This window comes from Nonomuraea sp. NPDC049141, assembly GCF_040648415.1.
Taxonomy (GTDB): Bacteria; Actinomycetota; Actinomycetes; order Streptosporangiales; family Streptosporangiaceae; genus Nonomuraea.
Genome location: NZ_JBEZDR010000001.1, coordinates 61,346 through 87,713, shown reverse-complemented (window position 1 = coordinate 87,713; position 26,368 = coordinate 61,346). Strand labels below are relative to the sequence as shown.

Genomic DNA, 26,368 nt, shown 5'->3' with positions numbered 1-26,368 from the left:
CGGTGGAGCGCCTGTGAGCGCGATCAACGCCATTGGTCTCATGGTCGTCGTGGCTCTGGTGGTCTTCATGGTCGCGGCTCTGCTGTTCCCGGAGCGTTTTTGATGAGCGCGACCGCCGCAGGGATGATCTTCATCGTCTCCCTGATCGCCGCGCTGGCCTTGGTGCACAAGCCATTGGGCGACTACATGTACCGGGCCTACACGAGCACCAAGCACAACCTCGTGGAGCGTGGCATCTATCGGCTGCTCGGCGTGCGTGCCGATGCCGAGCAGAGCTGGAGCGTGTACGCGCGCAGCCTGCTGGCGTTCTCGGTGATCTCGATCCTGGTCGTGTACGGCATGCAGCGGTTGCAGGACAAGCTCCCGCTGAGCCTGGGCATGAAGCCGGTCACCGATCACATCGCCTGGAACACCGCGATCAGCTTCGTCACCAACACCAACTGGCAGGCGTACTCGGGTGAGTCCACGATGGGCTACCTGGTGCAGATGTCGGCGCTGGCGGTGCAGAACTTCGTGTCCGCGGCCGTGGGCATGGCGGTGGCGATCGCGCTGGTGCGCGGCTTCGCCCGCCGCAAGTCGGAGACGATCGGCAACTTCTGGGTGGACCTGGTGCGCGGCTCGCTCCGCGTCCTGCTGCCCATCGCCTTCGTCGGCGCGCTGGTGCTGGTGGCCGGCGGGCTGATCCAGAACTTCTCCGGCCTGCACGAGGTGACCACGCTGACCGGCGGCACCCAGTCGATCACCGGTGGTCCGGTCGCCTCGCAGGAGGCCATCAAGGAGCTGGGCACCAACGGCGGCGGCTTCTACAACGCCAACTCCGCCCATCCCTTCGAGAACTCCACCAACTGGACCAACTGGCTGGAGATCTTCTTTCTCCTGGTGATCCCGTTCGCGCTGCCGCGTACCTTCGGCAAGCTCGTCGGCCAGGTCAAGCAGGGCTACGCCATTCTCGCCGTGATGGGCGTCATCGCGCTGACCAGCGTGCTGCTCACCAATGTGTTCGAGTTGGGTGGCAACGCCACCGTGCCGCAGGCGGTCGGCGCGGCGATGGAGGGCAAGGAGGTCCGCTTCGGCGTCTCCGACTCGGCCACTTTCGCCGCCTCGACCACGCTCACGAGCACCGGTGCCGTGAACTCCTTCCACGACTCGTTCACGCCGTTCGGCGGCATGATGACGATGTTCAACATGATGCTCGGAGAGGTCGCGCCCGGCGGCGTCGGCTCCGGCCTGTACGGCATGCTGATCCTGGCCGTGATCACGGTGTTCGTGGCCGGGCTGATGGTCGGCCGGACCCCGGAGTATTTGGGCAAGAAGATCGGCGCCCGGGAGATCAAACTCGCCTCGCTGTACTTCCTGGTCACGCCGGTCCTCGTGCTGATCGGCACGGCGTTCGCGATGGGTTCGGCGGAGCAGCGCGCGAGCATGCTCAATTCGGGGCCGCACGGTTTGTCCGAGGTCCTGTACGCCTTCACCAGCGCCTCCAACAACAACGGCTCGGCGTTCGCCGGCATCACGGTCAACACGCCGTGGTATGACGTGGCGCTCGGTTTGTGCATGGTGTTCGGCCGGTTCCTGCCGATCGTGCTGGCGCTGGCGCTGGCCGGTTCGCTGGCCCGGCAGGCGCCTGTGCCTGAGGGTGCCGGCACGTTGCCGACGCACCGGCCGCTGTTCGTCGGCATGGTCGTCGGCGTGACGGTCATCCTGGTCGCCCTCACCTTCCTCCCGGCGCTCGCGCTCGGCCCCATCGCAGAAGGACTGTCCTGATATGTCAACCCCAGTGCTCGAAGCGCCGGGCAAGGCTCCCACACCCAAGCGGAACGGTCGGGTCGGCGGCGGCCTGCTCGACCCCAAGCAGCTCCTGACCTCGCTGCCGGACGCGGTGAAGAAGCTCAACCCGGTCACGCTGTGGCGCAACCCCGTCATGTTCATCGTCGAGATCGGCGCGGTGTTCACCACCCTCCTGGCGGTGCTCGACCCGTCGTTCTTCGCCTGGGCCATTGTGGTGTGGCTGTGGCTGACGGTGGTCTTCGCGAACCTGGCCGAGGCCGTGGCCGAGGGCCGGGGCAAGGCTCAGGCGGCCACGTTGCGCGCGGCCAAGCGGGACACCACCGCGCGCCGTCTGAAGAGCCGCACCTCTGCGGACTGGGACGTCGTCGGCGCTCCCGAGCTGAGGCAGGGCGACTTCGTGGTGGTGGAGGCGGGGGAGATCATCCCGGGCGACGGCGACGTGGTCGAGGGCATCGCGTCGGTGGACGAGTCGGCCATCACCGGCGAGTCCGCGCCGGTCATCCGCGAGTCGGGCGGGGACCGCTCGGCGGTGACCGGCGGCACGAAGGTGTTGTCGGACCGGATCGTCGTCGAGATCACCCAGAAGCCCGGCGAGAGCTTCATCGACCGCATGATCGCCCTCGTGGAGGGCGCGGACCGGCAGAAGACGCCGAACGAGATCGCGCTCAACATCCTGCTGGCCGCCCTGACGATCATCTTCCTGGTCGCCACCGCCACCATGCAGCCGCTGGCCATCTACTCCAAGGCGATCAACCCGGGGGTGCCGGACTCGCTCGCGCTGAACGCGAACGGGGTCACCGGTGTGGTGCTGGTGTCGCTGCTGGTGTGCCTGATCCCGACCACGATCGGCGCGCTGTTGTCGGCGATCGGCATCGCCGGGATGGACCGCCTCGTGCAGCGCAACGTGCTGGCGATGAGCGGGCGCGCGGTCGAGGCCGCGGGCGACGTCTCCACGCTGCTGCTGGACAAGACCGGCACGATCACGCTGGGCAACCGGCAGGCGTCGGAGTTCATGCCCGTGCCAGGGGTCAGCGAGCAGGAGCTGGCCGAGGCGGCGCAGCTGTCCAGCCTGGCCGACGAGACGCCCGAGGGCCGCTCGATCGTGGTGTTCGCCAAGCAGCGCTACGGCCTGCGCGAACGGCAGCCGGGCGAGCTGGCGCACGCCGAGTGGGTGCCGTTCACCGCTCAGACCCGGATGAGCGGCGTGAACCTGGACGGCCGCGAGGTGCGTAAGGGCGCGGCCACCGCGGTGATGAAGTGGGCGCGCGACCAGGGCGGGCACCCGACCGACGAGGTCGGCCACCTGGTGGACGGCATCTCCGGCTCCGGTGGCACGCCGCTGGTGGTGGCCGAGAAGGGCCGGGTATTGGGGGTCATCCATCTCAAGGATGTGGTCAAGCAGGGCATGCGGGAGCGGTTCGACGAGATGCGCCGGATGGGCATCCGGACCGTGATGATCACCGGGGACAACCCGCTGACCGCCAAGGCCATCGCGGACGAGGCCGGGGTGGACGACTTCCTGGCCGAGGCCACGCCCGAGGACAAGCTGACGCTGATCAGGAAGGAGCAGGAGGGCGGCCGGCTGGTCGCGATGACCGGCGACGGCACCAACGACGCCCCGGCGCTGGCCCAGGCCGACGTCGGCGTGGCGATGAACACCGGCACGTCGGCCGCCAAAGAGGCGGGCAACATGGTCGACCTCGACTCCAACCCGACCAAGCTCATCGAGATCGTCGAGATCGGCAAGCAACTCCTCATCACGCGCGGCGCGCTGACGACGTTCTCGATCGCCAACGACATCGCCAAGTACTTCGCGATCATCCCGGCGATGTTCGCGGCGGTCTACCCGGGCCTGGACGCGCTCAACATCATGCGCCTGGCCAGCCCGCAGTCGGCCATCCTGGCGGCGGTCATCTTCAACGCCCTGGTGATCATCGCGCTGATCCCGCTGTCCCTGCGCGGCGTGCGCTACAAGCCGGCCAGCGCGGCCAAGCTGCTGTCGCGCAACCTCTACCTGTACGGCCTGGGCGGCATCATCGCGCCGTTCATTGGCATCAAGCTCATCGACCTGCTGATCCAGTTCCTTCCGGGGATGTCGTAATGGAACGTCTACCTAGCTTGCTGCGCCAGCATCTCGCCGCGATCAGGGCGGTCGTCGTGCTGACCGTGCTGCTCGGCGTGATCTATCCGCTGGTCACCACCGGCGTCGCCCAGGCCCTGTTCAACGGCAAGGCCAACGGCTCGATCCTTCAGGCCGGCGGCAAGGACGTCGGCAGCGCGATCATCGGCCAGAACTTCACCGACAAAGACGGCAACCCGGTCAAGAAGTACTTCCAGTCTCGCCCGTCCGCCGCCGGTGACGGCTACGACCCGACCTCGACCAGCGCCAGCAACCTGGGGCCCGAGGACATCGTGGACACGCTGCCGGTGCCCGGCGCCAAGGACGAGGAGGGCAACCCGGACGAGGGCAAGCAGTCACTGCTCACCCAGGTCTGCGCCCGCTCCAAGGCGATCGGCGAGCTGGAGGGCGTCAGCGGCGCCCGCCCGTACTGCACACCGGACGGCGTGGGCGCGGTGCTGAAGGTCTTCCCCGACCACGCCGTCAGCGTCAACCAGGCCTGCCCGGCGGCTCCGTTCGTGGCCACCTACCAGGGGCTGAAGGTGGAATGCGGCAAGCCCGGCAAGGACTACGCCGCAGGCCGAACCGTCCCGGTCAGGGGAGACGCGGGAACCCCCGCCGTACCGGCCGACGCGGTGACGGCCAGCGGCTCCGGGCTCGACCCGCACATCTCGCCCGCCTACGCCGAGCTCCAGGCGCCACGTGTGGCCAGGGAGCGCGGGATCGCGCTCGACAAGGTCAAGCAGCTCATCGAGGCGAACACCACCGGCCGGACGATCGGCTTCATGGGCCAGCCCGCGGTGAACGTGCTCGAACTCAACCTGGCCCTGGACAAGGTGTGACATGAGGGGGCGGCTGCGGGTCTACCTCGGGGCGGCCCCCGGGGTGGGCAAGACGTACGCGATGCTCTGCGAGGGCCGCAGGGGGCTGGAGCGCGGCCGGGACGTGGTCGTGGGTTTCGTCGAGACCCACGACCGCGCCCGCACCGCCGCCCTCCTGGAGGGCATGGAGGTGATCCCGCGCAAGACCATGACGCACAGGGGCGCGAGGTTCACCGAGCTGGACACCGAGGCGGTGATCGCCCGCGCGCCCGCCGTGGCGTTGATCGACGAGCTGGCGCACACCAACGTGCCGGGTTCGCGCAATGTGAAGCGCTGGCAGGACATCGACGACATCCTGGACGCCGGGATCGATGTGATCTCCACGGTGAACATCCAGCACCTGGAGTCGGTCAACGACGTGGTCCAGGAGATCACCGGCGTGCCGCAGCGCGAGACGGTGCCGGACGAGGTCGTACGCCGCGCCGATCAGATCGAGCTGGTCGACATGTCGCCCGAGGCGCTGCGCCGCAGGATGGCGCATGGCAACGTCTACGCCCCGGAGAAGGTCGACGCGGCCCTGTCGAACTACTTCCGCGTCGGCAACCTCACCGCGCTGCGCGAGCTGGCCCTGTTGTGGGTCGCGGGAAAAGTCGATGACCAGCTCGATCGCTACCGCGCCGAGCACGGCATCGCCAGCACCTGGGAGGCGCGCGAGCGCGTCGTGGTCGCCCTGACCGGCGGCCCCGAAGGCGACACGCTGGTACGCCGGGCTGCCCGCATCGCCGCCCGCACCAAGGGCGCCGACCTGCTGGCCGTACACGTGACCAGCGCCGACGGGCTGGCCGGAGCCGATCCGGCCAGCCTGGCCCGCCAAAGGTCGCTGGTCGAGGACATGGGCGGCACCTACCACCAGGTCGTCGGCGACGACATCCCGGGCGCGCTGCTCGACTTCGCCCGCGGCGTCAACGCCACCCAACTCGTGCTTGGCGCTTCCAGAAGGGGCCGGTTCGCCCAGCTCTTCTCCCGAGGTGTCGGGGTGGAGACCACCGCCCGATCGGGCTCTATCGACGTCCACATGATCACCCATGACGAGGCCAAGAAGGGCCGCCGGCCGCCGGCCCGCTCACGCGCCGCGCTTACCCGCACGCGCCGGTCTGTCGGCTGGGTGATGGCGGTGGCCGGGATGCCCGTGTTGACGGCCGCGCTGTCGCCGTTCAGGGACGTGCTGTCGCTGCCCAGTGAGATCCTGTTCTTCCTCTGCCTGACCGTCGGGGTGGCGCTGGTAGGCGGTATGTGGCCGGCCATCACCGCGGCCGTCGGTGGATCGCTCCTGCTCAACTGGTTCTTCACGCCCCCGATCGGCCAGTTCACCATCAGCGACCCGGAGAACTTCTTCGCCCTGGTCGTGTTCGTCCTGGTGGCCGCTGCCGTCAGCACCATCGTGGACATCGCCGCCCGCCGCACCAGGCAGGCCGCCCGCGCCAGCGCGGACGCCGAGCTGCTGTCGACCCTGGCCGGGCACGTGCTGCGCGGCCAGGCCGCTGTGCCGTCCCTGCTGGAGCGGATGCGCGAGACGTTCGGCCTGACCTCGGTCACCCTGCTCGAACGACGGCCCGGGGCCGCCCGCACACCCGACTACCAGTCGGATCCGGACGCGTGGCGGATCGCGGCCACCTTCGGCGGCGCCCCGCCCACCTGCCCCGGACAATCCGACACCGACGTGGTCATCGACGACGACATGATCCTGGCCGCCCAGGGCGGACCGCTGGACGCCGCCGACCGCACCGTGCTGGAGGCGTTCGCCGCCGAGGTCGCCGTAGCGCTCCGCCAGGAACGCCTCCAGCACGAGGCTGAGCAGGCCCGACCGCTGGCCGAGGCCGACAAGATGCGCACCGCGCTGCTCGCCGCCGTCAGCCACGACCTGCGCACGCCGCTGGCCTCGGCCAAGGCAGCGGTGGAGAGCCTGCACAACACCGACGTCGCCTGGTCAGAAGAGGACCGGGCCGAGCTGTTCGCCACCGCCGAGGAGTCGCTGGACAAGCTGGATCGGTTGGTGGCGAACCTGCTCGACATGAGTCGCCTGCAGGCCGGGGTGCTCGGCGTGACCCCGCAACCGCTGGCCCTGGAGGAGATCGTTCCGCGCGCCATCGACGATCTCGGCCCGTTGCGCGACCGAGTCGAGGGCGACATCTCCATCGATCTGCCCGAGATCCTCGCCGACGCGGCCCTGCTGGAGCGGGTGCTGGTCAATCTCATGTCCAACGCGGTCCGCTACAGTCCGCCGGACAAGACGGTACTGATCACCGCGAGCTGGCACGGCGACCACGTGGAGGTCCGCGTGATGGACCGCGGTCCGGGCATCCCGCCCGAGGCGCACGACCACGTCTTCCAGCCGTTCCAGCGGCTCGGCGACCGCGACAACCACTCCGGCGTCGGCCTCGGCCTGGCCCTCTCGCGCGGCCTGACCGAGGCGATGGGCGGCACCCTCGTACCCGAGGAGACACCAGGAGGAGGTCTCACCATGACCCTCACACTGCCCATTTCCAGCAGGGCGGTGACGGAATGACCAGGATCCTCGTGGTCGATGACGAGCCGCAGATCCTGCGCGCGCTGCGCATCAATCTGGCCGCCCGCCACTACGAGGTGGACATCGCCGCCGACGGCGCCGCGGCCCTGCGCGTGGCCGTCGACAGCTCTCCGGACCTGGTCATCCTCGATTTGGGGCTGCCCGACCTGGACGGGATCGACGTCATCCACGGCCTGCGCGGCTGGACCACCATCCCGATCATCGTCCTGTCCGGCAGGGCCGGCAACCAGGACAAGATCGAGGCCCTGGACGCCGGCGCGGACGATTATGTGACCAAACCGTTCGGCATCGACGAACTGCTGGCCAGAGTGCGAGCCGTCACCCGCCGCACCTCCTTCCAGGAAGCCGAGCTGGCCCGCATCCAGATCGGCGACCACGTGATCGACCTGACCAACAAGACGATCTCCAGCGATGTGCGCCTCACCCCGACCGAGTGGCAGATCCTGGAGATGCTGCTCCGCCACCCCGGCAAGCTGATCAGCCAGCGGCACATTCTCACCGAGGTGTGGGGCGCCCGCTTCGTGAAGGAAACCCACTACCTGCGCCAGTACATGGCCCAGATCCGCCGCAAACTCGAACGCGACCCGGCCCACCCTGCCCACCTGATCACCGAACCCGGCATGGGCTACCGCTTCAAACCATGACCCCGCATCCGCCGTTGCCCGCACCTGACGGCCTGGCAGGCAGCACCACGGTCTTCAGCAGGTCGACGGCCTGGCGATAGCGTTCCAGCGCGGCCTGGGGCGGCTGGGCCGCGGCGGTCCGCGGATCGTCGCCCGCAAGTAGATCAAAGCCTGTTCCAGCGCCCAGGACCAGCGCGGGCGGGCAAGAGGCGAACAGGATTCCCAGCGGCAGGCCGCGGGCCCCGCCGCACCGAACTCTTTTCGGCGAAGTCATGGCGGCCGGCGGATCCGTGTGCCCGCCCGGCACCGCGCGTAAGCGGGAAGGCCTTTCTACGATCGATGACCCCACTCTGACCATTTCCCGACGTTCCAGGCAATGGCTTTGACGCGCTCACCGCGCGTAAATAACGCGTCAGTGGCCGTAGTGAACGCGTAGGAATGTCGTAAGGAACGGCGCTCCCCGTACGCCAGGTCGTGTTACATGAAATCGTTCCCGCCGGAAAGGATGGTCGATGCGCGGGCGTCCTCTGGAAGTGCTGATTCCGGCCGGATTCGTCTGCGCGGTCGGCGGCTGTGTGATGGCCGCGATGACCGTCTCCCAGACCACGGCACGCGTCATCCTGGTGGCGGTGGCCGTCGGCCTGTTCGCGATCTGGGCGAGGCACTACCTCGCCGCGCTCGCGACGGGAGCGATGGCCTGGTGTTTTGTGACCGGCTTCTTGGTACACGCCGAAGGGGAGCTGGCGTTCGGGCCCGACGACCTCGTCAGGCTGGCGGCGCTGGCTGCCGCAACGCTCGCGGGCTACACCTACGGGCATGTGCTTCATGTCCGGCGCTCGCGTCGCCGGCTTCGCCGTCTGATGCGGGCGCGGGCAGACGCCCGTCGTGTTCCCGTGCTGCGGGTACGGTTGCATGCGCGTGCCGAAGGTGTCCGGTATCAAGCACGTTAGAAAGAGCACGAAGAGCGTTCCGGACGACCCCCATGGCTCCGTAGAGTTTTTCGACCGTTCATTTCCTGATCATGAAGAGATTCAGGCACACCCCTTTGCAACTGCCTGTCCGCGGAACCGCCTTCGCGATTCCGAATTGGCGGGCACGCCGCGTCAGGCCGCTGCGCCGGGTGCCTACCGATCCGGTGCCGGCGGTCAAGCTCGGGGCGCTCGGGTTGTGGCGGCCGCTGGTCTACCGCAACCCGGTACTGCCTGAGGGGCAGATCGACAGAGCGGCGTTCGTGCTGTGCGCGCTCATGCATCTGGATCAGGCGCTGCGGCGGCCTCCGTCGGGAACAGGATCATGCTCAGAAGGTGAGGGCTGCGGCCGGACGCGGGTCTGTTGCCCGCTCTGGAGGCTAGGACGTCGCGCAGCTCGCCGATCATCTCGGCGAGTTCGCCCGGGGTGAGCCAGACGGTGCCCTGCCGGTAGCCCACGGAGTCGGCGGTCGGGTCGGCTCCGTCCCGGTCGAGGTAGGCGTTGAACTCGGCGTGCAGGGCAGCCATGGCTGCGGCGAACCCGTGACGGTGCTCGTCCAGGGACATCGACGCGGCCATGTCGGCGTCGATTCCCGCATGCTCGCGGCGCAGCCGGTAGTGGCGCTCGACGGCGCCGTGCACGCGCTGCTCGTCGACAACCTCCAGCACTCCCGCCTCGACCAGCAGGCCGACGTGCCGGTACACCGTGGTCTTGGGGACGTCGGGCAGGCCGGCGCACAGGTCGGACGTGGTGCGGGTGCGACCGCCGGACATGGCGTGCACGATGCGCAGCCGGACCGGGTGCAGGAGCAGATCAAGGGTGTCCACGGCCCTACGATCCCATATCTGGTACCGTTCTTAAAATTGGGAATGCAGGTGCCGGTGGCATAGCGATGGGTGGCGACCCCGAAAGGCGCACTCTCGTCTCCGCCAAGTCGGCCCGCCGACAGCCAAGGAGTCAGCGATGCAAGGTCAAACGGCCGAGACAACGCCGCCAGTAGGACGGCACTACCAGGTCAGGGATCGGAGACTGTTCCTCCACCGCTCGGGCAGCGGGAGCCCGGCGGTGGTGTTCCTGCCCGGGGCCGGCTCATCCGGCATGGACGGCTTCATCGTTCAACAACGGGCTGCTGAACTCACCACGAGCGTGCTCTACGACCGGGCCGGAACGGGGTGGAGCGACCGGGCCGAGCTGCCACGCACCTCCACCCAGGTCACCGATGAGCTGCGCGAGCTGCTGCGGGTCGTCGGCGTGCCCGCTCCCTACGTGCTGGTCGGTCATTCTCTCGGCGGCCTCTATGCACGCCACTATGCGCAGCGTTTCCCTGACGAGGTGGCGGGGTTGGTCCTGGTGGAGCCCGAGCACGAGGACTACGACTCCTACATGCCCAAGGAACTGAACGAGCTGTATCAGGCATGGGACCCCGGCGAGGCGGTGCCTGACGAGTTGCCCGACGAAATCATCCAGTTCTACCGCGCCCTGTTCGCCCGGGAGATGGCCGACTGGCCGGAAGAGATCCGCGAGTCGCTGATTGAACGTCACGTCAGCCCGGAATGGCTGAAGATCGGCGGCCAAGAGGCGGCCAACCGTTATCAACTCCATGACGAGGTGCGCAACGCGGGACCGATGCCCGACGTTCCGCTGATCGTGCTCACCGCCACGGCGATCGACCCCTTCAAAGAAGCGGTTACCCAGGGCATACCCCCATCGCTCCTCCACGAGGAGGCCGAAGCCAAGACGCGGCTCTACACCGCGCTGGCCAAATCGGTTGCGCATGGCGAAAACCGCGTTATCGACGACGCCGGACACGTCTCCGTCATATTCCGCCGTCCCGACGCCGTTCTCCAAGCGATCCAAGACCTCCTCGGCAACTGATCAGGACAGCGGCTCCACGGCAGCCTCGATTCCGGCCCGGAGCTGCCTGGAAATACGGCGTAGACCCTGGCTGTGTAAGTGAGGACTCCGTGTGGCGAGGGGACCCCGATGGCTGGCAAGGGCAAGGCTGAGCTGTTCGCGGCGATCCGCCGGGCCTCGCGGGGGCTGTGTTGGCCACGTGATCCTTTGCGCTTGGGCGGCGTCGGGCTGGGTCCGGTTGGGCTGGGTGGGGCCGCGTGAGTCGAGAGTCTGGTGGGCTTGATGGCAAGGCTGGGGTGTTGGGGTCGACTGCGTCGTGATTCGGCGGACGATCTCAGTCCGGCCGTGCACGTCAGCGGATTTACAGTTGGGGCGGTTGCTCCGCACCTGGTGTGGCTTGGGCGTCCTCTTCCTCCACCCGCACATAACCCACGGAATGAACGGCCACACCCAAGATCGTGCCAACCAGGATCGCGATCCCGGCGATCGTCATGATGTGCCAGAAACCGGCGACCACCCCGGCGAACCCGAGCCCGAGCGCAGCCTGCTGCGCCACCAGCACGACAACGGAACTCGTCATGCGCCGACGATAGGTTTCATGCCGGTTCAACATGATAAGAGCGGACAAGAGCGGGATGGCCAAGGAGAAAGCGACCACGCAGATCTGGGCGGACAGATCAAGAGAAGCGGCTCCCGGGGTCAGGAACGGCTGCACCAAGACGACTCCGATACCGATCAAGCCGGCGTACATCAGGTTGTTCTGCCGAAGGGTCTCCTCCTGCTGTCCTGCAGCCCGTTTCTTCCACCATTCCCCTTGTGCGGCAGCTTGCCGCCTCCACCAAGCTTCGTCCGCGATGTTCCCGTCCATGGCGACCATTGTGCAGATGATGCGAGCCTGCCTCCACCGGCCATTGCCCCGGCATGGTGATGAACCGGCCAGGTTGCGGGTGCGACAGCGGCCGGACGCAACCGGCTGACGGGCCACTTCCAGGTGGCGCTGGAGATCGCCGCTGCGGACGGTCGTCATCTTGAGCTGCCGGTCTCCTCTCGCAGGTCAGAGCGAGAGGATCTTGTCCGGCGCGTGAGGCATGTTGGCTGAGCTTCAAGACATGGCTGGCCAGGTCGAGGGTGGGGCGATCGGTGCCGTGCTCGGGAAGTCATGTGTACGGTCGCGACCACGCTGGCCGCGACCGTACACGAATGTCGATCTTGCTGCTACTTGATGGACGTGCCGGTGACCAGCGGCAGCGAAATCGACGTGCCGACCAGGTCGACGGTGACCCTCGCCCCGGTGCCGGGTTCGACGTCGGTCCCGGTGCCGTTGCCGGTTTCGTCGAGGTTGAAGTCGTCGTTGGTTCCGGTCAGCACCAGGCCCAGCCGGTGCCCGGCCTTGAACTCGTAATCCTGCGGCAGTATCTTCCAGGTGATCTGGTACGACTTGCCCGGCGTCAGCGGTGTCGAGCGGCTGAGCGACTTGTGGTTTTGCGCGTCCAGGATTCCTCGGGTGACCACGTTGAAGCCGGAGGTCGCCGTGTTGTCGCCGGCCTTGAAATAGCAGCCGTCGTCATCGGCTGTGCTCGGGCCGACGCAATCTTCGCCGCCGATGAACTTGAGGCCTTGCGAGGCCGTCGCGGTGGTCTCGCGGTAGTTGATGCGGGTGTCCTGGCCGTAGTCGACGAGCAGGACACCCAGGTTGGCGGTCGGCTTGTCCAGCTTGACCTTCAGGTTCACCGACGGTGTTCCGGACAGTCGCGTCGAGTTCTTCAGCGGCGGGGTCAGGAAGGCCAGCCGGTTGGGGTTGGTGGTGGCGGGGTCGGCGGCCATCGCGATCTCGGTCTGGGCGGTGTCGAGGTAACTGCCGGTGCCACTCGAGGGCGTGCGGCCCAGGGAGCCGTCCTGCTGCGGCCGCAGGGTCGTCGTTCGCGCCGCGCGTGCCGGCCAGTCGGTCTGGGTGATCCAGCGGTCCGGGCCGAGCTGCACGTCGACGCGCGGCCGGCGCATGATGTCGTTGGAGATGCCCATCAGTTCGTGGTCGAACCACTTGTTGAGAGTGTTGAGCCACACCTCGCGGCGGGCCCAGAACGGGTCGAGATGCCCATACTGCGTCACCCACGCCTTGCGCTGCACACCGCGGGGCAGCTTGGCCCACCACTCGGAAAACTGGCTGCCCACCACGTTGCGGTCCTGCATGCCCATCACCGCGAAGACACTGGCGCGGACGTTGCGCGCCTTCGAGATCGGCCCGGTCCGGTAGTTGCGTTCGTCCCAGTAAGCGTTGTAGTTGCCGGTCTCATCGTCGGATTCGGTGTCCATCCGCTGGCGCATCGCCTCACACTTCTCCGCCGGATCCTTGTCGACATGCTCGGACTGCCACCTCGCCCCGCCCTTGAACCAGGTGAGGACGCCGTTGGCGTGCCCGTTCTCGTATCCGCTGGTGTAGGCCGCGAGCGGCACGATCGTCTCCAGCCCTTCCACGCCGGTGCCCGCGACGCCTACACCGAGCGCTCCCTCGTACGAGTGGCCGATCATCCCGGTACGCCCGGTGGTCCAGGAGGCTTTGACCGGATCGCCCTTGTCGTCGTAGGCGGTCGCCCGGCCGTTCAGCCAGTCGACGACCGCCTTGCCGCCCAGCACATCGGAGGCGCCATAGGAGGCCGGGCAGCCGTCGGACAACCTGGTGCCGATCATGTCGACGGACACGAACGCGTACCCGCGCGGCACGAAGTAGTTGTCGTAATACATCGGGAACTTCGTCACGTGGCCGTTCGCGTCGTACTTCTTGTGTTCAAGTTCGAAGCCGACGCCGGGGTTGTCGTAATACGGGCTTTCCTGCATGATCACCGGGACCTTGAGCCCGGAACCGCTCTCTTCCGGCCGGATGATGTCCACCCGGACCAGATCTTTCTTGCCATCGCCGTCGCTGTCGACCGACGACTGCACCCGGACGTGCTCACGGATGGCGTCCTGGTAGGAGAAGACCGGCTGCGTGAGCCCGCCGGAGACCTTGATCTCCGACTTCGCCGTCGCGGACGCGGCGGGAGCCCCGGCGATCACGAGTGGGGTTGCGAGTGCGACTGCGGCGACAAACCCTCGCCGTTTCCAATTGGACGTGGACATGGTGGCGTGCTCCTAAATCTGTTAGAAAGCTCAATTGAATGGACGGATGGTGGAATGCGGTCCTATTGGTGCCCGGCGTATCGAGATCGGGTGCCACCGGAATCCGGTAGAAATGGGCCGCGCGGTACCGGGCCCGGTCCGGTCAGCCTCGGTGGCGGGGGTCGCGGCGTTCTTGCCGGCGGGTAGGGGCGTCGGGTGAGACGCGGTGTAGCGGGCCAGGCTCTGTGTAGGCCGGGAGCAAGCCGGTGCTGGTGCCGTTCGCGGCATAGCGGGTGAGCGACGAACGGCGGCGGGAGACTATCGCCGCCATCGGCAGGGCACTGCGGCGTGGGATGGACGGGAGTCGTTCCGCCTGGTCGGCCCGCATGCCGCGGCCATGATCCGGTATGCCATCCTGCACGGCGTCGCGGACGCGTTCGCCGCAGGCGGGCAACCACAGTGGGGGCGGCCGTACGCGACCTTGTCCGTCGCCGGCCGGCGGGTCACGCGTCCCAGGTGACCGGGAGGCTCTTGACCCCGTAGATGTCCGCGGCCTCCGGGCGCAGGGCGACCTCGTCGGCCGGTACGGCCAGGCGCAGGGTGGGGAAGCGGTTGAGCAGCGCGGGGAAGGCGACGCGCATCTCGACGCGGGCCAGTTGCTGGCCCAGGCACTGGTGGATGCCGTGGCCGAAGGCCAGGTGCCCGCCGTCCTGCCTGCGCAGGTCGAGCACGTGAGGGTCGGTGAAGCGTTCGGGGTCGCGGTTGGCGGTGTTGAGAGACAGGATGACCGTCGTGCCGGCCTTGATGGTGTGGCCGCCCAGCTCGACGTCCTCCAGCGCGACCCTCTGGAACTGCTTGGCAACGCTCAGATAGCGCAGCAGCTCCTCGACGGCCCCTTCGGTGAGCGCGGGGTCGGCGCGCAGCGCGGCCAGCTGCTCCGGGTTCCGCAGCAGCGCGAAGGTGCCCAGCGCGAGCATGTTCGCGGTGGTGTCGAACCCGGCCGACAGCAGGAGCAGGGCCATCCCTTTCAGTTCCTCGTCGGTGAGGTCGCTGTCGAGCAGGTCGCTGAGCACGTCGTCGGTGGGGTTCGCGCGCTTGGCGGCCACCAGCTCGGCGAGGTACTGCTGGGTCGCGGTGTAGGCCGCGATCAGCTCCTCGTCGCTCACCTCCCCGCCGAGGAACTTGTCGATGTTGTCCTGGAAGGAGCCCCGGTCCTCGTACGGCACGCCCAGCAGCTCACAGATGACGATGGCGGGGATGGGCTTGGCGAACGCGGTCACCAGGTCCGCCGACGGCCCGGCCTTCTCCATCGCGTCCAGGTGCTCGGCGGTGACCTGCTCGACGCGCTCGGTGAGCAGCCGCATCCGCCGTACGGTGAACTTGCCCACCAGCGGTTTGCGGTAGCGGCCGTGCTGCGGCTCGTCCATGAGCAGGAACTCACCGGGCGGCGCCGGCGGGACCTCGAAGCCGCCGTAGTCGATGGTCGGGTGGTGGCCCATGAGCTCCTTGCGCGAGCTGAACCGCGAGTCGGCCAGGACCGACCGGACCAGGTCGAAGCCGGTGACCAGCCAGCCCTGATGTCCGTCGGCGAAGGGGAGGCGGCTGATCGGGCTCTGCTCGCGAGCCTGGATCAGCTCCTTCGGCGGGTCGAAGGGACAGCCGGACTGACGCGCCGTCGGCATCGTCTCGACGGTGTGAAGGGATTCGTTCATGACTTTCCTCATTTCGCTGGAGTACGTGCTCTCCTGAGGTTGCGGTGAATGGCGGCGCGGCCGCCGCGCCGCGATCTACCTGTCCGGCGCGCTGATCTGGGCCAGGACGGGCTCGTCCAGCAGAGGTCAGGAGATCTTACGGCGGTAGGTGATCATGGCGAAGACGTAGGCGACGACGAGGATGCCAACGCACCAGGCCAGCGCGATCCAGATGTCGGTGCCGACCGGCTGCTGGGTGAACAGGGCGCGGATGGCGTTGACGATGGAGGTCACCGGCTGATACTCGGCGAAGGCGCGTACCGGGCCGGGCATGGTGTCGGTGGGCACGAAGGCTGAACTGAGGAACGGCAGGAAGATGAGCGGGTAGGAGAACGCGCTCGCGCCTTCCATGGTCTTGGCCGACAGGCCGGGGATGACGGCGATCCACGTCAGTGCCAGGGTGAACAGGATCAGGATGCCGGCAACCGCGAGCCACGCCGGCACTCCCGCCGCCGAGCGGAAGCCCATCAGCAGGGCGACGAGCACGACCACCACGAGCGAGATCACATTGGCGACCAGCGAGGTCAGCACGTGCGCCCACAGCACGGACGAGCGGGCGATCGGCATGGACTGGAAGCGCTCGAAGATGCCGCCCTTCATGTCCATGAACAGCCGGAACGCGGTGTAGGCGATGCCCGAGGCGACGGTGATGAGCAGGATGCCGGGCAGCATGTAGTTCACATACGAGTCCGACCCTGTTTTGATCGCGCCGCCGAACACGTAGACGAACATCAGCATCATGGCGATCGGCATGATCGCGGTGGTGATGATGGTATCCGGGCTGCGTGCGATGTGGCGCAGGGATCGTCCTAACAGGGTGGCGGTGTCGCCGAGGAAGTGCTTGGTCATCGTGATTCCTTATGCCTTCGTGCCGACGAGAGTGAGGAAGACGTCCTCGAGGGTGGGCTGTTTTTCGACATATTCGACCTTGGCGGGCGGCAGGAGTTGCTTGAGCTCGGCCAGGGTGCCATTGACGAGGATCCGGCCCTGGTGCAGGATCGCGATCCGGTCGGCGAGGTGTTCGGCCTCGTCCAGATACTGCGTGGTGAGCAGCACCGTCGTGCCCTGCCCGGCGAGTTCCTTGACGGTCTGCCACACCTCGATGCGCGCCTGGGGGTCGAGCCCGGTCGTCGGCTCATCGAGGAAAATGACCGGCGGATCGCCGATGAGGCTCATCGCGATGTCGAGGCGGCGGCGCATGCCGCCGGAATACGTGGACGCCTTCCGCGCGCCCGCGTCGGTCAGTGAGAAACGCTTGAGCAGGTCATCGGCGATCTTGCCGGGATCCTTGAGGTGCCGCAGCCGGGCGACCAGCATGAGGTTCTCGCGCCCGCTGAGGATCTCGTCGACGGCGGCGAACTGCCCGGTGAGACTGATCGACTCGCGCACATTCGCCGCCTGCGTGGCGACGTCGAAGCCGTTGACGCCGGCCGTGCCCGCGTCGGCCTTGAGCAGCGTGGACAGGATTTTCACGACCGTGGTCTTGCCCGCCCCGTTGGAGCCGAGCAGGGCGAAGATGCTGCCGCGCGCCACGGCGAAGTCCACACCGCGCAGCACCTGCAGTTCCTTGTACGACTTCTCCAGGCCCTGCACGTGGATCGCCGGGGTTTGCTGTGTTGTCATCAGAGTGTCCTGTCTTCTTTTCCGGTGTTCTCGCCGGCGGCGTGCGCGATGGCGCTGGCGAAGCGTTCTCGCTCCCGGCGGATGTAGCTCCCCACGGAGTAGTTCTGCATGAACGCCTCGACGAACTCCACGGGGTCTTCTCCGAAGATCTCGCGGATCGGGGTTCCGTCCGCCGCGCTCTGCTCGAACAGATCGGCGAGGTCCTCGAACATCGACGCCGCGTCGGCGCCGTCCCCCGGCCCGAAGTGCATGAGGTACCGCTCCAGCGCTTCGACCGCCGTGCGGTAGTTCTCGGGAAGCGCTTTGACGCGCGCCTTGTACTGCCGCCAGCGCCTCTTGTCCTCCAGCGATCCCGTGACCACCTCCAGGTACTGCCGGGCGCGGCTCTTCGGCTGGTTCGACCCTGTGTCCATTGCTACTTGCCTCCTTCGCGGAGCTGTTGGAGCCGTTCGGTGAGGAAGCTCCAGGTCCTCCAGAACTCGTCGAGGTACTCGTGTCCCTGAGCGTTCAGGGAGTAGACCTTGCGCGGCGGCCCCTTCTCGGACGGGACCTTCTCCACGTCGACGAGGCCGCGCTGCTCGATCCTGATGAGCAGCGCGTAGATGGTTCCCTCGGCGATGTCGGAGAAGCCCTGATCCCGCAGCCACGCCGTGATCTCGTAGCCGTACGCGGGCCGGCCGGACAGGATCGCCAGGACGATGCCCTCCAGCGTTCCCTTGAGCATCTCCGTCGCCTGCTTGCCCATGGAAGCACCCCCATTCGGCTACTCGGTGCTGCTGACTACTGGTATAAAGTAGCACTGACTACCGGTACATAGCAACACCGAATAGCTGAGGTACAAGCCGAGCCCACAAGCGTGTGGGTGCAGGCGACCTGATCACTGCTCGTGAGTGAGCCCGCCGCCACCCCCTATGAGAGAAGACAGGCTGCGTCAGCCCACCGGAGATGTCGACCGCTGGCTTCGCCGCCGCGGACGCGGCGGGAGCACAGGCAACCACAAGCGCAGCCGCGAATGTTGCAATCGCTGAACACCCCATGGCCTCCACCATCGCCGACCACCCTGATACCGGGCCGTCGCCGTACTGACGCGGCCGCTGACACGACACGCAGCAGACCTGCCAGCGTCAGCAAGTGCGGCGACGGGCGGTCGGATCGGCTTCGGCTGGTGATGCGGGCGGAGGACTTCTCCCCGAGTCGGACGTAGCGGCCGAGGCTCTCGAGGTGCTGGCGGCGGGATTTGGCCTGAAGCTCGGGAGCGGTTCGTCCGTCAGCGGCCAGGTGCTGGAGAGCGGAGTGGCGCAGCCGGTGGAAAGCGGCGGGCCAGGAGCCGGACGGTGCCGGTGGTCCCTCACCTGCGGATCAGGGAGGCGATGTCGCGGAACAGCCGGTCGTGGGCGGCGGCCGCCTCCGGGGAGGTCAGATCCATGTTCTGGATGAAGCCGTGCACCAGGCCAGGCTCTTGCCGGTGCGTCACCCGTACACCCGCCTGTGCCAGGCGATGGGCGTAGGCGTCGCCCTCGTCGCGCAGCGCGTCGTGCTCGGCGGTCACGATCAGGGTGTCGGACAGGCCGCGCAGGTCTGGCGTCATCAGCGGGCTGGCGAGGGCGCGGGTGGCGGGATCCGATGCCCATTGCGCGATGGCCCAGGAGAGGAAGTCGGCGTCCAGCGCGTGTCCGGTGCCCTTGTCGACGACGCTGGGTTGCGAGAGTGTCAGGTCGGTGTTGGGACAGATGAGGATCTGTACGGCGGGCAAGAGATCACCCGCGTCGCGCGTCCTGGTCGCCCGCTGCCACGGGCTGATCCACGATTCGGAGGAGCACTTCACCCGGGCACTGAACCTGCACCAGCTGGCGGACCAGCCATACGAGCAGGCCAGAACGCACCTCGCCTACGGCGAGTGGCTGCGCCGCCGTCGCCGCAAGGCCGAGGCGCGCCCGCACCTGCGCCACACCCGGGAGGCCTTCGAGCGCCTGGGCGCCCGGCCCTGGGTTGATCGGGCAGTCGCCGAACTGCGCGCTGCCAGTGAGGCGACGCCTACCCGCCGCCGCGTCGATCCCGGCGCCCAGCTGACCGCCCAGGAACTGCAGGTCGTGCGGCTGGCCGCGACGGGAGCCACCAACCGTGACATCGCCGCCCACCTGCTCCTCAGTCCGCGCACTGTTGGGCAGCACCTCTACAAGGCCTTCCCCAAGCCGGGCATCTCCTCCCGGACGGGGCCGGCCCGGCTGAGTCTCGACCAGCTCTAGCGTTTCGTTCTCTTTGAGCGAGTTTCCGCAGATCGAGCGCAGATGCGGGTCAAGCGGGCTACGTTGTCACCCTTCGCCATTCTCCAGCGCGGATGCGTGCGGATCGGCGGCCGCCGCCAGGGCGGCGGCGATCTTGTCGGCCATGCGTTCCATGACCGCTTCGACGAGGGCCCGCTTGGAGTAGAAGTAGTGTCATCGTTCGTCTTGCTCTGCGGGGTAAAGGCAGGAGGCCGGAGTTGGCGCTGGTGGCGGCACGGGATCTGCGGGTGGATTTCCGGGATTGCCCGTTCGGCTGCAATTCCGAGCGGATCAGGTGGACGTTGCGCCTCCGGATCCAGTCCCGGTCGGCACTTGGAGTGTCCGGAGGCCGGTCGCAGGGAAGGGAGCCGGCCACTTGGGGCTTGTTATCGCAGGGTCTAACGTTGGCCAGTCCACAGGTCCCTTCAGAGCGAGGTCGGAGAGGCGGATGAGCGGCACGGGTGAGCTGGCCGTCCCGGAAGTGCCAGTCGCGGCGAGCAGGGACTGACCGCTTCGGCGCATCACTCGCCGCCTCACAGCCCCGTCCGGCGCGGACCAAGTTCCGACTTCAGCGGCTACCCGACCCTACTGCTGCTCTATTGCGCAGCCCAGCGCCCGCCGGTGCCTTGGGTCGACGGGTGTTACTTCTCGGCCGTGCCGGGTTCCCCTCTGATGGACTCCTGATAGATGTCTGCGTAGGTGCGCGAGTCCTTGACGAGGTCGTCGCAGAAGGCAGCGACGTCGTTGCCGATGAGTTCCAGGACTCCCTTGCCGGCCGCGACGCCCTCCTCGAAGAAATCGACGATCCCTGAGAGCAGGCGCCCGTCAAGCAAGTCGATCGGTCCAACCTTGAAGAAGTACCTCTGAATCTCCTTGTAGACGATCTGGTAGTCCGGCGGGAGCGCCTTGACCCGCGCCATGTGCGCCCGCCACTGCTTCTTGCCCTCGATGATGTCTTGGATGCCCATGTCAGCCTCCTAGCCGGCCCAATTTCCTTGCGACGTTCCTGTTCAACTGCTCGCGCCACCGGTCGCGATAGCTCCGAGCCCCTTCTCCGCCGGCCAGCGCCGCGCAGAAGCCCTCGATGTCGTCACCCAGCACCTCGTGAATGCTCTGCTCATCGGCCGCTGTCTCTTCGAGCAGCCCCAGAGCACCGTCGAGAATCGGCATCAGGTTTCGGCCTGTGAAGTCCGCGTAGAGAGAAAGATGACCCTTGATCTCTTCCCACGCCGCCCGGTAGTCGGCCGGCAATGCCTCGGCCCGCGCTTCGAACGTCTTCCATTCCCTGGTGAGATCGCTGCCTGTGATGGTCTCCCAGAAGTTCATCTCCCGCCCTCCTTGAGCTTGTCGATCCGTGATGTGATGTACTCCCATTTCGCCCAGAACGTCGCGAGTTCTTTGCGCCCCGCGTCGTTGAGCGCATAGAACTTGCGCGGCGGGCCCAGCCCGGACGGTCGTTTCGTCACCTGGACGAGCCCGTTCTTCTCCAGTCGCAGCAGGATGGTGTAAACCGTCCCCTCGACGACGTCGGCGAAGCCGAGTTCGTTCAGCCGACGCGTGATGGCGTAACCGTAGGTCTCCTCGCTGCCGATGATTTCAAGCACGCAGCCCTCAAGCGTGCCCTTCAGCATCTCCGTCAGGCCGTCCATCGTGTGTCCTCTTCGGTCTCCTGGTACTCCGTAGTAACGAGTACCACTATAAAGTATCACAAGGTAGTGGATAAATGTCCAGCAAGCGGCGAGCACAGACCATGGAAGCGATTCGAACGCGTCCAGCCGCGCCGCCGTCGACGATTCCGACCTGGTCCAGCTGTGGGAGGCCGCCCACGCCGGGGTGCGGCGCGACCTGGTGGCCTTTGCGCCTCAGGGACCCTGACCGTAGTCATGATGTCGAGGAGGCAGGCGCGACTCCAACCCGGCAAGGAGGGTTTGGAGTCCGAACTCGAAAGGGTCTCCAGGCGGGGAAGCGGTGGCGGAGCCGATGCGGGCTCGCAGTCGGGGGAAGGCCCGGGCGATCTCGAATACCTCGGCGGTGACCTCCCGGAGTTCCTTGTCCTGATCGGCGCCGCTCCGCCGCAGGCGGGCCCGCCAGGCCGCCTGCGCCGCCTCGCCCTGCGCGGCGCCGATCACGAACATGAGCACGGTCGCAGCCGCCTGATCGGCTTCGCCTTCGGTGAACCCGGCCGACTCGTAGACCGTCAGGGACTGCTCGTCGAAGCGAGCCTTGTTGGGTCCGTAGATGAGGTGCGTGCTCATCGCCGGGATCAGCCAGAAGTGCCGTACGACCATCGCATACGCTCCCCGTGCCAGCGCCGCGGCAGCTTCCCGCCACCCGACCCTAGCCGTGTCGGGCAGCGGGATCTCGCCGAACACGTAGTCGGCGGCGAGGACCACCAGCTTGTCCTTGCTCTTCACATAGTGATACATCGCCGATGCAGCCGATCCGAGGTGTGTGCCCAAACGGCGCATGTTCAGCCCGTTCACACCTTCGGCGTCGAGCACCTCGACGGCGGCGCGGACGATCTGCTCCTTGGTCAGCATGACGCTCAGCCTAGCCAGCGTTGAACTTAGTTCAAACCGTGAGCTATGGTGTTGAACTAAGTTCAATATGTGTTGAGGAGGTCCGTGCTCATGGTTGTCGCCCTTCAGTTCCTGCTGGCCCTGACGTACCTGATCGTTCCGCTTGTCGGCCACCGCTACGGCACCGCCGCCCAGCAAGCAGCCGATGCCGAGATCCGGCGTCAGGGCCATGATCCCGCCGTGCTGGTCAAGCACGGCCTCGACTTCACCGCCAGCACCGCCAGCGTGGTGGTGTCCGTGGCGATTGCCGTGGGCCTGGCGACGCTTGCCGTGCTGAACCTCGGTGACCAGCCGCTGCTCACCTGGGTCCTCCAGCCCGTCCTGCTGATCGCCGGCGGCTTCATCACCACCGCTCAGGTTTTCGTCGTCCGGTACGTGGAGGCCGCCCTCCGCAAGTCCGGCACCACGGACATCGACACCAAGGCGCTGATCGGGGCAGCTGAGGTGGTCTTTCCCGGCTGGTTCCGCCCCCTTGTCGTGACGCGCTTTCTCCTCACGACCGCGGGCTCACTGGCCATCCTCCTCTTGCTGGCTGTTTCCTGACCTGGCAAGCAAACAGGTCTTTGCACTGTCCCGGAGGTCGGGTGTTGGCGATGACTGCGGCGCCACGCTAGGCGTTCACGGTCCCGCGAGCGGTGTTGTGATCGGCGAGGAGGAATGCACGTATCTGGGCGGCGATGGCGGGATAGTCGGAGCTGAACCAGATCATGTGGCTGTCGGCGTGGCTTTCCACCAGTTCGGCGCGTGGTATCGCCGCGGCCAGGGATTGGGCGTGGGCGAAGGGCACCGAGCGGTCGTTGCGGGTGGCGATGACCAGGGCAGGCTGGCCGACGCGGGCGGTGCAGTCGGCCACCGGGAGCATGTCGGCGACGAAGCCGCGGCCCGAGCGCATCGAGGTGTACAGGTGGGTCAGCGTGGCGCGGTCGGCGGCGCTCAGGTGCGCCAGCACCTGGCCGACGGGAAGAAGCGACAGGTCGCGGGTGAGCAGCCGCAAGGCCGGCGCCGGCGCGAAGCGGATCGCCGTGCGCAAGAGTGCCCAGGTGACGGCTTCGACCCTGGGATGGAACACGATCCGTCCGCCGATGCGGGTGCGCCGGTCGGGCCAGGGCAGAAAACCGACCGAGCTTTCCAGGATCACCCGCTGCACGAGGTCTGGATGGAAGGATGCCATGGTCAGCGCGGTACGTCCGCCGGCGGAGATGCCGACCACCGCGGCGACCTGGTCGACTCCCAGATCCCGGCACAGGCGCGCAATGACATCGACGAAGTCCGCCACCGTGACTCCCGAGGTCAATGGTGTACGCCCGTAGCCGGGACGCGAGGGAATGAGCACCCTGAATCCCGCATCGGTGAAGACTTCCTCGCCCAAGGCCAGCTCCGCCCGCACATGACCGCCGTGGAACACCAGGACCGTGCCGGGGCCGTCGCCGTGCATCCGGTATTCCACCGTGTCCGCCCCTACGCGGGCCAGGATCAGATCCCGCTCTCCCGTAGGGCTGGGCCGATGTGAAGACCTGCCCGTTTCCGTCGCGAAAGCGTCTGTGGTCTCGTCTGCACGGTGCCGTCGCGGGAAACCGGTCATCTGCGCCTCCGGGGTCGATAGTCGTGTTAGACCTCTTGCCGACCAGACTTCCCGGCGCACCACGACCACCGTACAGCCGCTTCACCCATCGAAGGAATACGATGCACCACCCCCATCACAGGTGCTCTATGTACCCGGCGGCGACGTCGTCCGGCGGGTTGGTATACAGGTGCCGATACGGTCGTTGGCGTGGCCGAGGCGGCGCCTCAGCTCGGCCCGGTATGGCCGGAGGCCTGCGACAGCTGGAAGGCGAAGGTGCGACGGGCGTCGTGCCCGCTTGAGTAGGCCCTGCTGTTCGAGGAAGGCGACGGTCTGCGAGATCGACGCGGGGCTGACGCGAAGCCGCTGGACCAGGTCAGCGACGGTGAGAGTGCCGGAGTCGGTGACATACAGGCAGGCCAGCACCCTGGTCGCCATCCGGGGCATCCCCTACTGCTCGAGGAGCGTGGCGAAGGATTCCGTCATCTTCTGGACCGCCTGGGGGTCACTCCCATGGCTGTCTCGAGGTGCGAGCGTTGGAAGAGGGATTGATCGTCGTCGGCTGGCATGAGGTGGGGGACCTCAGCCGCTTTTCAAATCGGGACGAGCTGGCCGAGGCCCTACGCAACGCTTTCCTGACGGTCAGTCCCAATGTCATCGCCAACGGGAGAGGACAGCTCTGGAGATTCGCCACCGAGATCCAACGAGGAGACCTGGTGGTCATGCCGCTCAAATGACACCCAGGCCACATTGCCGTCGGCGAAGTCACAGGACCCTATGAACACCTTCCGCACGAGCCTGTTGAATTCCAGCAGGTGCGGAAGGTCGGTTGGCTCCGTCGGGATGCGCTGCTTGATGCGGTCAAGGACGACCTGCGCGCCAGCTTGAGCTCGATGCTCACGATATGCAGACTGGCTCAAAATGAGGCCGCGCGCCGGATCACCACGATGGCCGCAACCGGGACCGACCCCGGCATGACGGAGGAGGATGCTGTCAGCGTCGATAAGTTGCCGGAAGAGGTGGCCTTGGAGCCTGACGGCGATCCGCAGCCGCCCGGTGGCGGATGACAGGGAGCCGTCACTTCGGCGCCTGTCCGCTCCAGCCCTCGGAACCTTTTGGACCTCGGCGAGGGTGCCGCTGGAGGCGCGTACGGCTGCAAAGTGCGTTCAGGCAACCCGGATCGTTCGTGTGAACAACTACGTCCGGGGGACGGCCGCGAATCTGGAGCCGCAGGCCGAATCGGAGCGGTATACGGGCCTGCCCACTGGGGAGTGGTACTCCGCCCACATGCCGAGCCTGCCCTCCGGCGCCCTCCCTACGCGTGTGGAGCCCGCGGGTGATCAGTCGGCCTTCGACCTGAACGGGTTCTTCGAGAGCGGCCTGCAGCTCCTACCGTAGGAACGCGCTTCGCGCGGTCGCCGCTGGTGCGCGGCACGATCGCGTCAGGCGCAGGTCTTCTCCTGCGGGCTGCAGAACGTGATCTCGGGATAGGTCGCTGAGGGCTTGTTCAACAGGGGCTGGGGCTTGCCGCGCAGGTGCTGGTCGAAGAAGGCCGTGACGTACCTGCGGGTGATGTTCATGGCGCGGGCGCCGGCGATGTCGGAGCCGATGTCGATGCCGACCTGGTCGACCAGTACGCCCAGGTCGGTGAAGGACAGGTGCACGGCTCCGGTCATCAGCAGCCAGCGCTTCCAGCCGGTCAGCCCCGTCCAGACGCGCTCCCACGAGGCGGCCTCCGTACTCTTGCCCGGCGTGTAGGTCGCGGGTTTGCCCAGGAAGAGGAACGGGCGGGACAACCCGGATGCGGGGAGGATGCTCTCCACGGTTCCGTCCATGTCGATGCCGGCGCGCAGCCGGGAGTCCGCCAGCATGGCGGCGACGGCGCTCGCGCCGCCGACCGATTGACCGGCCATGGCGATCTTCGACGTATCGATCAGGCCGGCGGCTTTCCACTTCGGGTGCGCGCCGGTCAGCTGGTCGAGCACGAAGGACACATCAGCGGCCCGGCTCTTCTCCAGCTTCGCCCACCAGTCCTTGTCCTTGGTGATCTCGCACGTGACACAGGTGGTGACCCGTCCGTCCGGGAAGGTCGTGGCGACGTTCTCGTAGGTGTGGTCGATGGCGGCCACCACGTAACCCCGGCTCGCCAGTTCCTCAGCGAGGCCCGTGAGCTCGCTGCGGGGCTTGCTGTGCCCGGGAGAGAGCACCACGAGGGGCAGGCTGTGTCCGCGACCGGCGGGACGGGCGTCGGTGAAAGCGTTGGTGCGCGTCTTGCTCAGCGTGTCGGACGGGATGGTGGTGATCTTTCCGTCCTTGAGCAGCAGCTCGGACTCCTTCGCCGTCATGTACTGCGCTCGCTTGTGGCCTGGAGACTTGGCCGGGTACCACAGCGAGACCATGAGTTCGCGGTACTTGACGGTGGGAACCCAGGGGTCGGGACGCGAAGTGTCCTTCATGTACAGGGATGTGGTGCCCACTGGCTGGGAGCCGGTCGGGGCGGGCAGGAATGGCGTGACCGTCCGGGACGCTGAGGCCGGCAGGGCCTGGACGAGTCCGGCGGCGGCCAGGACGGTGACGAGTCCGGTGATGATGGCCAGTCGGCCACGCCTGCGGGGTACGCGCGGCTCGCCATGGCCGTCGTCCGGCGTGGCCAGGTTCGGGGATTCGATCATGCGGATGGACTATACACTGCGGATATATTCTCAGGGCATAAAAAGTGAATCCGCATGGAGC

General features: G+C 67.2%; 30 protein-coding genes. 13 read left to right on the top strand and 17 right to left on the bottom strand.

Annotated elements, in window-relative coordinates:
• Positions 1 to 13: 13 nt before the first annotated feature.
• The 6 genes from kdpF to AB0B91_RS00395 are packed head-to-tail and all read left to right on the top strand — an operon-like array spanning position 14 to position 7,959.
• Positions 14 to 103: a K(+)-transporting ATPase subunit F gene (gene kdpF / locus AB0B91_RS00420; protein WP_358312516.1), complete on the top strand. Its 90-nt coding sequence runs from the start codon at positions 14 to 16 to the stop codon at positions 101 to 103.
• Positions 103 to 1,764 carry a potassium-transporting ATPase subunit KdpA gene (kdpA, locus tag AB0B91_RS00415; RefSeq protein WP_358312513.1) on the top strand — a complete coding sequence of 554 codons (1,662 nt, stop codon included), beginning with the start codon at positions 103 to 105 and terminating at the stop codon, positions 1,762 to 1,764. Before kdpF ends, kdpA begins: the two co-directional genes overlap by 1 nt.
• Before the next feature lies 1 nt (position 1,765).
• Entirely contained in the window at positions 1,766 to 3,889 is a 2,124-nt protein-coding gene (gene kdpB, locus AB0B91_RS00410; RefSeq protein ID WP_358312510.1) for a potassium-transporting ATPase subunit KdpB, read from the top strand.
• Positions 3,889 to 4,749, top strand: a complete 861-nt coding sequence (locus AB0B91_RS00405) for a potassium-transporting ATPase subunit C (RefSeq protein WP_358312507.1) — start codon at positions 3,889 to 3,891, stop codon at positions 4,747 to 4,749. The genes kdpB and AB0B91_RS00405 overlap by 1 nt, the downstream gene beginning before the upstream one ends.
• Position 4,750: 1 nt before the next feature.
• Positions 4,751 to 7,294 carry an ATP-binding protein gene (locus tag AB0B91_RS00400; protein WP_358312505.1) on the top strand — a complete coding sequence of 848 codons (2,544 nt, stop codon included), beginning with the start codon at positions 4,751 to 4,753 and terminating at the stop codon, positions 7,292 to 7,294.
• Positions 7,291 to 7,959, top strand: coding sequence for a response regulator (locus AB0B91_RS00395; RefSeq protein WP_358312502.1), 669 nt, complete (start codon positions 7,291 to 7,293; stop codon positions 7,957 to 7,959). Before AB0B91_RS00400 ends, AB0B91_RS00395 begins: the two co-directional genes overlap by 4 nt.
• Here AB0B91_RS00395 and AB0B91_RS00390 read toward each other — a convergent pair.
• A complete protein-coding gene (locus tag AB0B91_RS00390; RefSeq protein ID WP_358312499.1) occupies positions 7,949 to 8,212 on the bottom strand; it encodes a hypothetical protein in 264 nt (87 codons plus the stop codon). The two genes, AB0B91_RS00395 and AB0B91_RS00390, sit on opposite strands and share 11 nt — an antisense overlap.
• Before the next feature lie 238 nt (positions 8,213 to 8,450).
• On the opposite strand from AB0B91_RS00390, the gene AB0B91_RS00385 reads away from it, so the two are divergent.
• Positions 8,451 to 8,888 carry a hypothetical protein gene (locus AB0B91_RS00385; protein WP_358312496.1) on the top strand — a complete coding sequence of 146 codons (438 nt, stop codon included), beginning with the start codon at positions 8,451 to 8,453 and terminating at the stop codon, positions 8,886 to 8,888.
• 294 nt (positions 8,889 to 9,182) lie between these two features.
• Here the strand turns inward: AB0B91_RS00385 and AB0B91_RS00380 are convergent, their stop codons facing one another.
• A complete protein-coding gene (locus AB0B91_RS00380) occupies positions 9,183 to 9,734 on the bottom strand; it encodes a helix-turn-helix domain-containing protein (protein ID WP_358312493.1) in 552 nt (183 codons plus the stop codon).
• A gap of 238 nt (positions 9,735 to 9,972) precedes the next feature.
• Here AB0B91_RS00380 and AB0B91_RS00375 point away from each other — a divergent pair, with 238 nt between their 5' ends.
• The gene (locus AB0B91_RS00375; RefSeq protein ID WP_358312491.1) at positions 9,973 to 10,782 is read left to right on the top strand and encodes an alpha/beta hydrolase; all 810 of its coding nucleotides are present in this window, start codon (positions 9,973 to 9,975) and stop codon (positions 10,780 to 10,782) included.
• Between the two features lie 340 nt (positions 10,783 to 11,122).
• On the opposite strand, the gene AB0B91_RS00370 is transcribed toward AB0B91_RS00375, so the two are convergent.
• The 8 genes from AB0B91_RS00370 to AB0B91_RS00335 all read right to left on the bottom strand — a co-directional run bounded on the left by AB0B91_RS00370 (position 11,123) and on the right by AB0B91_RS00335 (position 18,984).
• On the bottom strand, positions 11,123 to 11,629 hold the full coding sequence (locus AB0B91_RS00370) for a hypothetical protein (protein WP_358312489.1): 507 nt from the start codon (positions 11,627 to 11,629) through the stop codon (positions 11,123 to 11,125).
• Between the two features lie 347 nt (positions 11,630 to 11,976).
• Entirely contained in the window at positions 11,977 to 13,878 is a 1,902-nt protein-coding gene (locus AB0B91_RS00365; RefSeq protein ID WP_358312486.1) for a CocE/NonD family hydrolase, read from the bottom strand.
• Positions 13,879 to 14,360: 482 nt separating this feature from the next.
• On the bottom strand, positions 14,361 to 15,569 hold the full coding sequence (locus AB0B91_RS00360) for a cytochrome P450 (RefSeq protein WP_358312484.1): 1,209 nt from the start codon (positions 15,567 to 15,569) through the stop codon (positions 14,361 to 14,363).
• A gap of 126 nt (positions 15,570 to 15,695) precedes the next feature.
• Positions 15,696 to 16,457 (bottom strand): ABC transporter permease, encoded by a 762-nt coding sequence (locus AB0B91_RS00355; protein WP_358312481.1) that lies wholly within the window; start codon positions 16,455 to 16,457, stop codon positions 15,696 to 15,698.
• Between the two features lie 9 nt (positions 16,458 to 16,466).
• Positions 16,467 to 17,231 carry an ATP-binding cassette domain-containing protein gene (locus tag AB0B91_RS00350; protein WP_358312478.1) on the bottom strand — a complete coding sequence of 255 codons (765 nt, stop codon included), beginning with the start codon at positions 17,229 to 17,231 and terminating at the stop codon, positions 16,467 to 16,469.
• A complete protein-coding gene (locus AB0B91_RS00345) occupies positions 17,231 to 17,644 on the bottom strand; it encodes a DUF1048 domain-containing protein (protein ID WP_358312475.1) in 414 nt (137 codons plus the stop codon). Before AB0B91_RS00345 ends, AB0B91_RS00350 begins: the two co-directional genes overlap by 1 nt.
• A gap of 2 nt (positions 17,645 to 17,646) precedes the next feature.
• Positions 17,647 to 17,976, bottom strand: a complete 330-nt coding sequence (locus tag AB0B91_RS00340) for a PadR family transcriptional regulator (RefSeq protein ID WP_358312473.1) — start codon at positions 17,974 to 17,976, stop codon at positions 17,647 to 17,649.
• A gap of 603 nt (positions 17,977 to 18,579) precedes the next feature.
• Positions 18,580 to 18,984: an alpha/beta hydrolase fold domain-containing protein gene (locus tag AB0B91_RS00335; RefSeq protein ID WP_358312470.1), complete on the bottom strand. Its 405-nt coding sequence runs from the start codon at positions 18,982 to 18,984 to the stop codon at positions 18,580 to 18,582.
• Here AB0B91_RS00335 and AB0B91_RS00330 point away from each other — a divergent pair.
• Positions 18,962 to 19,477, top strand: a complete 516-nt coding sequence (locus AB0B91_RS00330; protein ID WP_358312467.1) for a helix-turn-helix transcriptional regulator — start codon at positions 18,962 to 18,964, stop codon at positions 19,475 to 19,477. The two genes, AB0B91_RS00335 and AB0B91_RS00330, sit on opposite strands and share 23 nt — an antisense overlap.
• Positions 19,478 to 20,136: 659 nt before the next feature.
• Here the strand turns inward: AB0B91_RS00330 and AB0B91_RS00325 are convergent.
• The 4 genes from AB0B91_RS00325 to AB0B91_RS00310 all read right to left on the bottom strand — a co-directional run bounded on the left by AB0B91_RS00325 (position 20,137) and on the right by AB0B91_RS00310 (position 22,035).
• Positions 20,137 to 20,463, bottom strand: coding sequence for a DUF1048 domain-containing protein (locus AB0B91_RS00325; RefSeq protein ID WP_358312464.1), 327 nt, complete (start codon positions 20,461 to 20,463; stop codon positions 20,137 to 20,139).
• Position 20,464: 1 nt separating this feature from the next.
• Positions 20,465 to 20,821, bottom strand: a complete 357-nt coding sequence (locus tag AB0B91_RS00320; RefSeq protein WP_358312461.1) for a DUF1048 domain-containing protein — start codon at positions 20,819 to 20,821, stop codon at positions 20,465 to 20,467.
• Positions 20,818 to 21,144 (bottom strand): PadR family transcriptional regulator, encoded by a 327-nt coding sequence (locus AB0B91_RS00315; protein WP_358312458.1) that lies wholly within the window; start codon positions 21,142 to 21,144, stop codon positions 20,818 to 20,820. The genes AB0B91_RS00320 and AB0B91_RS00315 overlap by 4 nt, the downstream gene beginning before the upstream one ends.
• A 213-nt stretch (positions 21,145 to 21,357) precedes the next feature.
• Complete coding sequence (locus tag AB0B91_RS00310; protein WP_358312455.1) at positions 21,358 to 22,035, bottom strand: TetR/AcrR family transcriptional regulator; 678 nt, start codon at positions 22,033 to 22,035, stop codon at positions 21,358 to 21,360.
• Between the two features lie 90 nt (positions 22,036 to 22,125).
• On the opposite strand from AB0B91_RS00310, the gene AB0B91_RS00305 reads away from it, so the two are divergent.
• Positions 22,126 to 22,617, top strand: a complete 492-nt coding sequence (locus AB0B91_RS00305) for a hypothetical protein (RefSeq protein ID WP_358312452.1) — start codon at positions 22,126 to 22,128, stop codon at positions 22,615 to 22,617.
• 67 nt (positions 22,618 to 22,684) lie between these two features.
• On the opposite strand, the gene AB0B91_RS00300 is transcribed toward AB0B91_RS00305, so the two are convergent.
• Positions 22,685 to 23,521 carry an alpha/beta fold hydrolase gene (locus tag AB0B91_RS00300; RefSeq protein ID WP_358312449.1) on the bottom strand — a complete coding sequence of 279 codons (837 nt, stop codon included), beginning with the start codon at positions 23,519 to 23,521 and terminating at the stop codon, positions 22,685 to 22,687.
• Between the two features lie 261 nt (positions 23,522 to 23,782).
• Positions 23,783 to 24,073 (bottom strand): MarR family transcriptional regulator, encoded by a 291-nt coding sequence (locus tag AB0B91_RS00295; protein ID WP_358312415.1) that lies wholly within the window; start codon positions 24,071 to 24,073, stop codon positions 23,783 to 23,785.
• 98 nt (positions 24,074 to 24,171) lie between these two features.
• On the opposite strand from AB0B91_RS00295, the gene AB0B91_RS00290 reads away from it, so the two are divergent.
• The 3 genes from AB0B91_RS00290 to AB0B91_RS00280 all read left to right on the top strand — a co-directional run bounded on the left by AB0B91_RS00290 (position 24,172) and on the right by AB0B91_RS00280 (position 25,033).
• Positions 24,172 to 24,372, top strand: coding sequence for a hypothetical protein (locus tag AB0B91_RS00290; protein ID WP_358312412.1), 201 nt, complete (start codon positions 24,172 to 24,174; stop codon positions 24,370 to 24,372).
• A 78-nt stretch (positions 24,373 to 24,450) separates the two neighbouring features.
• Complete coding sequence (locus AB0B91_RS00285; RefSeq protein ID WP_358312409.1) at positions 24,451 to 24,702, top strand: hypothetical protein; 252 nt, start codon at positions 24,451 to 24,453, stop codon at positions 24,700 to 24,702.
• Between the two features lie 121 nt (positions 24,703 to 24,823).
• Positions 24,824 to 25,033 (top strand): hypothetical protein, encoded by a 210-nt coding sequence (locus tag AB0B91_RS00280; RefSeq protein WP_358312406.1) that lies wholly within the window; start codon positions 24,824 to 24,826, stop codon positions 25,031 to 25,033.
• A 44-nt stretch (positions 25,034 to 25,077) separates the two neighbouring features.
• Here the strand turns inward: AB0B91_RS00280 and AB0B91_RS00275 are convergent, their stop codons facing one another.
• The gene (locus AB0B91_RS00275; protein WP_358312404.1) at positions 25,078 to 26,307 is read right to left on the bottom strand and encodes an alpha/beta hydrolase; all 1,230 of its coding nucleotides are present in this window, start codon (positions 26,305 to 26,307) and stop codon (positions 25,078 to 25,080) included.
• Positions 26,308 to 26,368 lie beyond the last annotated feature (61 nt).

Coding starts and splice junctions, on each gene's coding strand:
- kdpA (WP_358312513.1), top strand. CDS start 103: ATGAGCGCGACCGCCGCAGGGATGATCTTCATCGTCTCCCTGATCGCC.
- kdpB (WP_358312510.1), top strand. CDS start 1,766: ATGTCAACCCCAGTGCTCGAAGCGCCGGGCAAGGCTCCCACACCCAAG.
- AB0B91_RS00405 (WP_358312507.1), top strand. CDS start 3,889: ATGGAACGTCTACCTAGCTTGCTGCGCCAGCATCTCGCCGCGATCAGG.
- AB0B91_RS00400 (WP_358312505.1), top strand. CDS start 4,751: ATGAGGGGGCGGCTGCGGGTCTACCTCGGGGCGGCCCCCGGGGTGGGC.
- AB0B91_RS00395 (WP_358312502.1), top strand. CDS start 7,291: ATGACCAGGATCCTCGTGGTCGATGACGAGCCGCAGATCCTGCGCGCG.
- AB0B91_RS00390 (WP_358312499.1), bottom strand. CDS start 8,212: ATGACTTCGCCGAAAAGAGTTCGGTGCGGCGGGGCCCGCGGCCTGCCG.
- AB0B91_RS00385 (WP_358312496.1), top strand. CDS start 8,451: ATGCGCGGGCGTCCTCTGGAAGTGCTGATTCCGGCCGGATTCGTCTGC.
- AB0B91_RS00370 (WP_358312489.1), bottom strand. CDS start 11,629: ATGGACGGGAACATCGCGGACGAAGCTTGGTGGAGGCGGCAAGCTGCC.
- AB0B91_RS00365 (WP_358312486.1), bottom strand. CDS start 13,878: ATGTCCACGTCCAATTGGAAACGGCGAGGGTTTGTCGCCGCAGTCGCA.
- AB0B91_RS00360 (WP_358312484.1), bottom strand. CDS start 15,569: ATGAACGAATCCCTTCACACCGTCGAGACGATGCCGACGGCGCGTCAG.
- AB0B91_RS00355 (WP_358312481.1), bottom strand. CDS start 16,457: ATGACCAAGCACTTCCTCGGCGACACCGCCACCCTGTTAGGACGATCC.
- AB0B91_RS00350 (WP_358312478.1), bottom strand. CDS start 17,231: ATGACAACACAGCAAACCCCGGCGATCCACGTGCAGGGCCTGGAGAAG.
- AB0B91_RS00345 (WP_358312475.1), bottom strand. CDS start 17,644: ATGGACACAGGGTCGAACCAGCCGAAGAGCCGCGCCCGGCAGTACCTG.
- AB0B91_RS00340 (WP_358312473.1), bottom strand. CDS start 17,976: ATGGGCAAGCAGGCGACGGAGATGCTCAAGGGAACGCTGGAGGGCATC.
- AB0B91_RS00330 (WP_358312467.1), top strand. CDS start 18,962: ATGAGGATCTGTACGGCGGGCAAGAGATCACCCGCGTCGCGCGTCCTG.
- AB0B91_RS00325 (WP_358312464.1), bottom strand. CDS start 20,463: ATGGGCATCCAAGACATCATCGAGGGCAAGAAGCAGTGGCGGGCGCAC.
- AB0B91_RS00320 (WP_358312461.1), bottom strand. CDS start 20,821: ATGAACTTCTGGGAGACCATCACAGGCAGCGATCTCACCAGGGAATGG.
- AB0B91_RS00315 (WP_358312458.1), bottom strand. CDS start 21,144: ATGGACGGCCTGACGGAGATGCTGAAGGGCACGCTTGAGGGCTGCGTG.
- AB0B91_RS00310 (WP_358312455.1), bottom strand. CDS start 22,035: ATGCTGACCAAGGAGCAGATCGTCCGCGCCGCCGTCGAGGTGCTCGAC.
- AB0B91_RS00305 (WP_358312452.1), top strand. CDS start 22,126: ATGGTTGTCGCCCTTCAGTTCCTGCTGGCCCTGACGTACCTGATCGTT.
- AB0B91_RS00295 (WP_358312415.1), bottom strand. CDS start 24,073: ATGGCGACCAGGGTGCTGGCCTGCCTGTATGTCACCGACTCCGGCACT.
- AB0B91_RS00275 (WP_358312404.1), bottom strand. CDS start 26,307: ATGATCGAATCCCCGAACCTGGCCACGCCGGACGACGGCCATGGCGAG.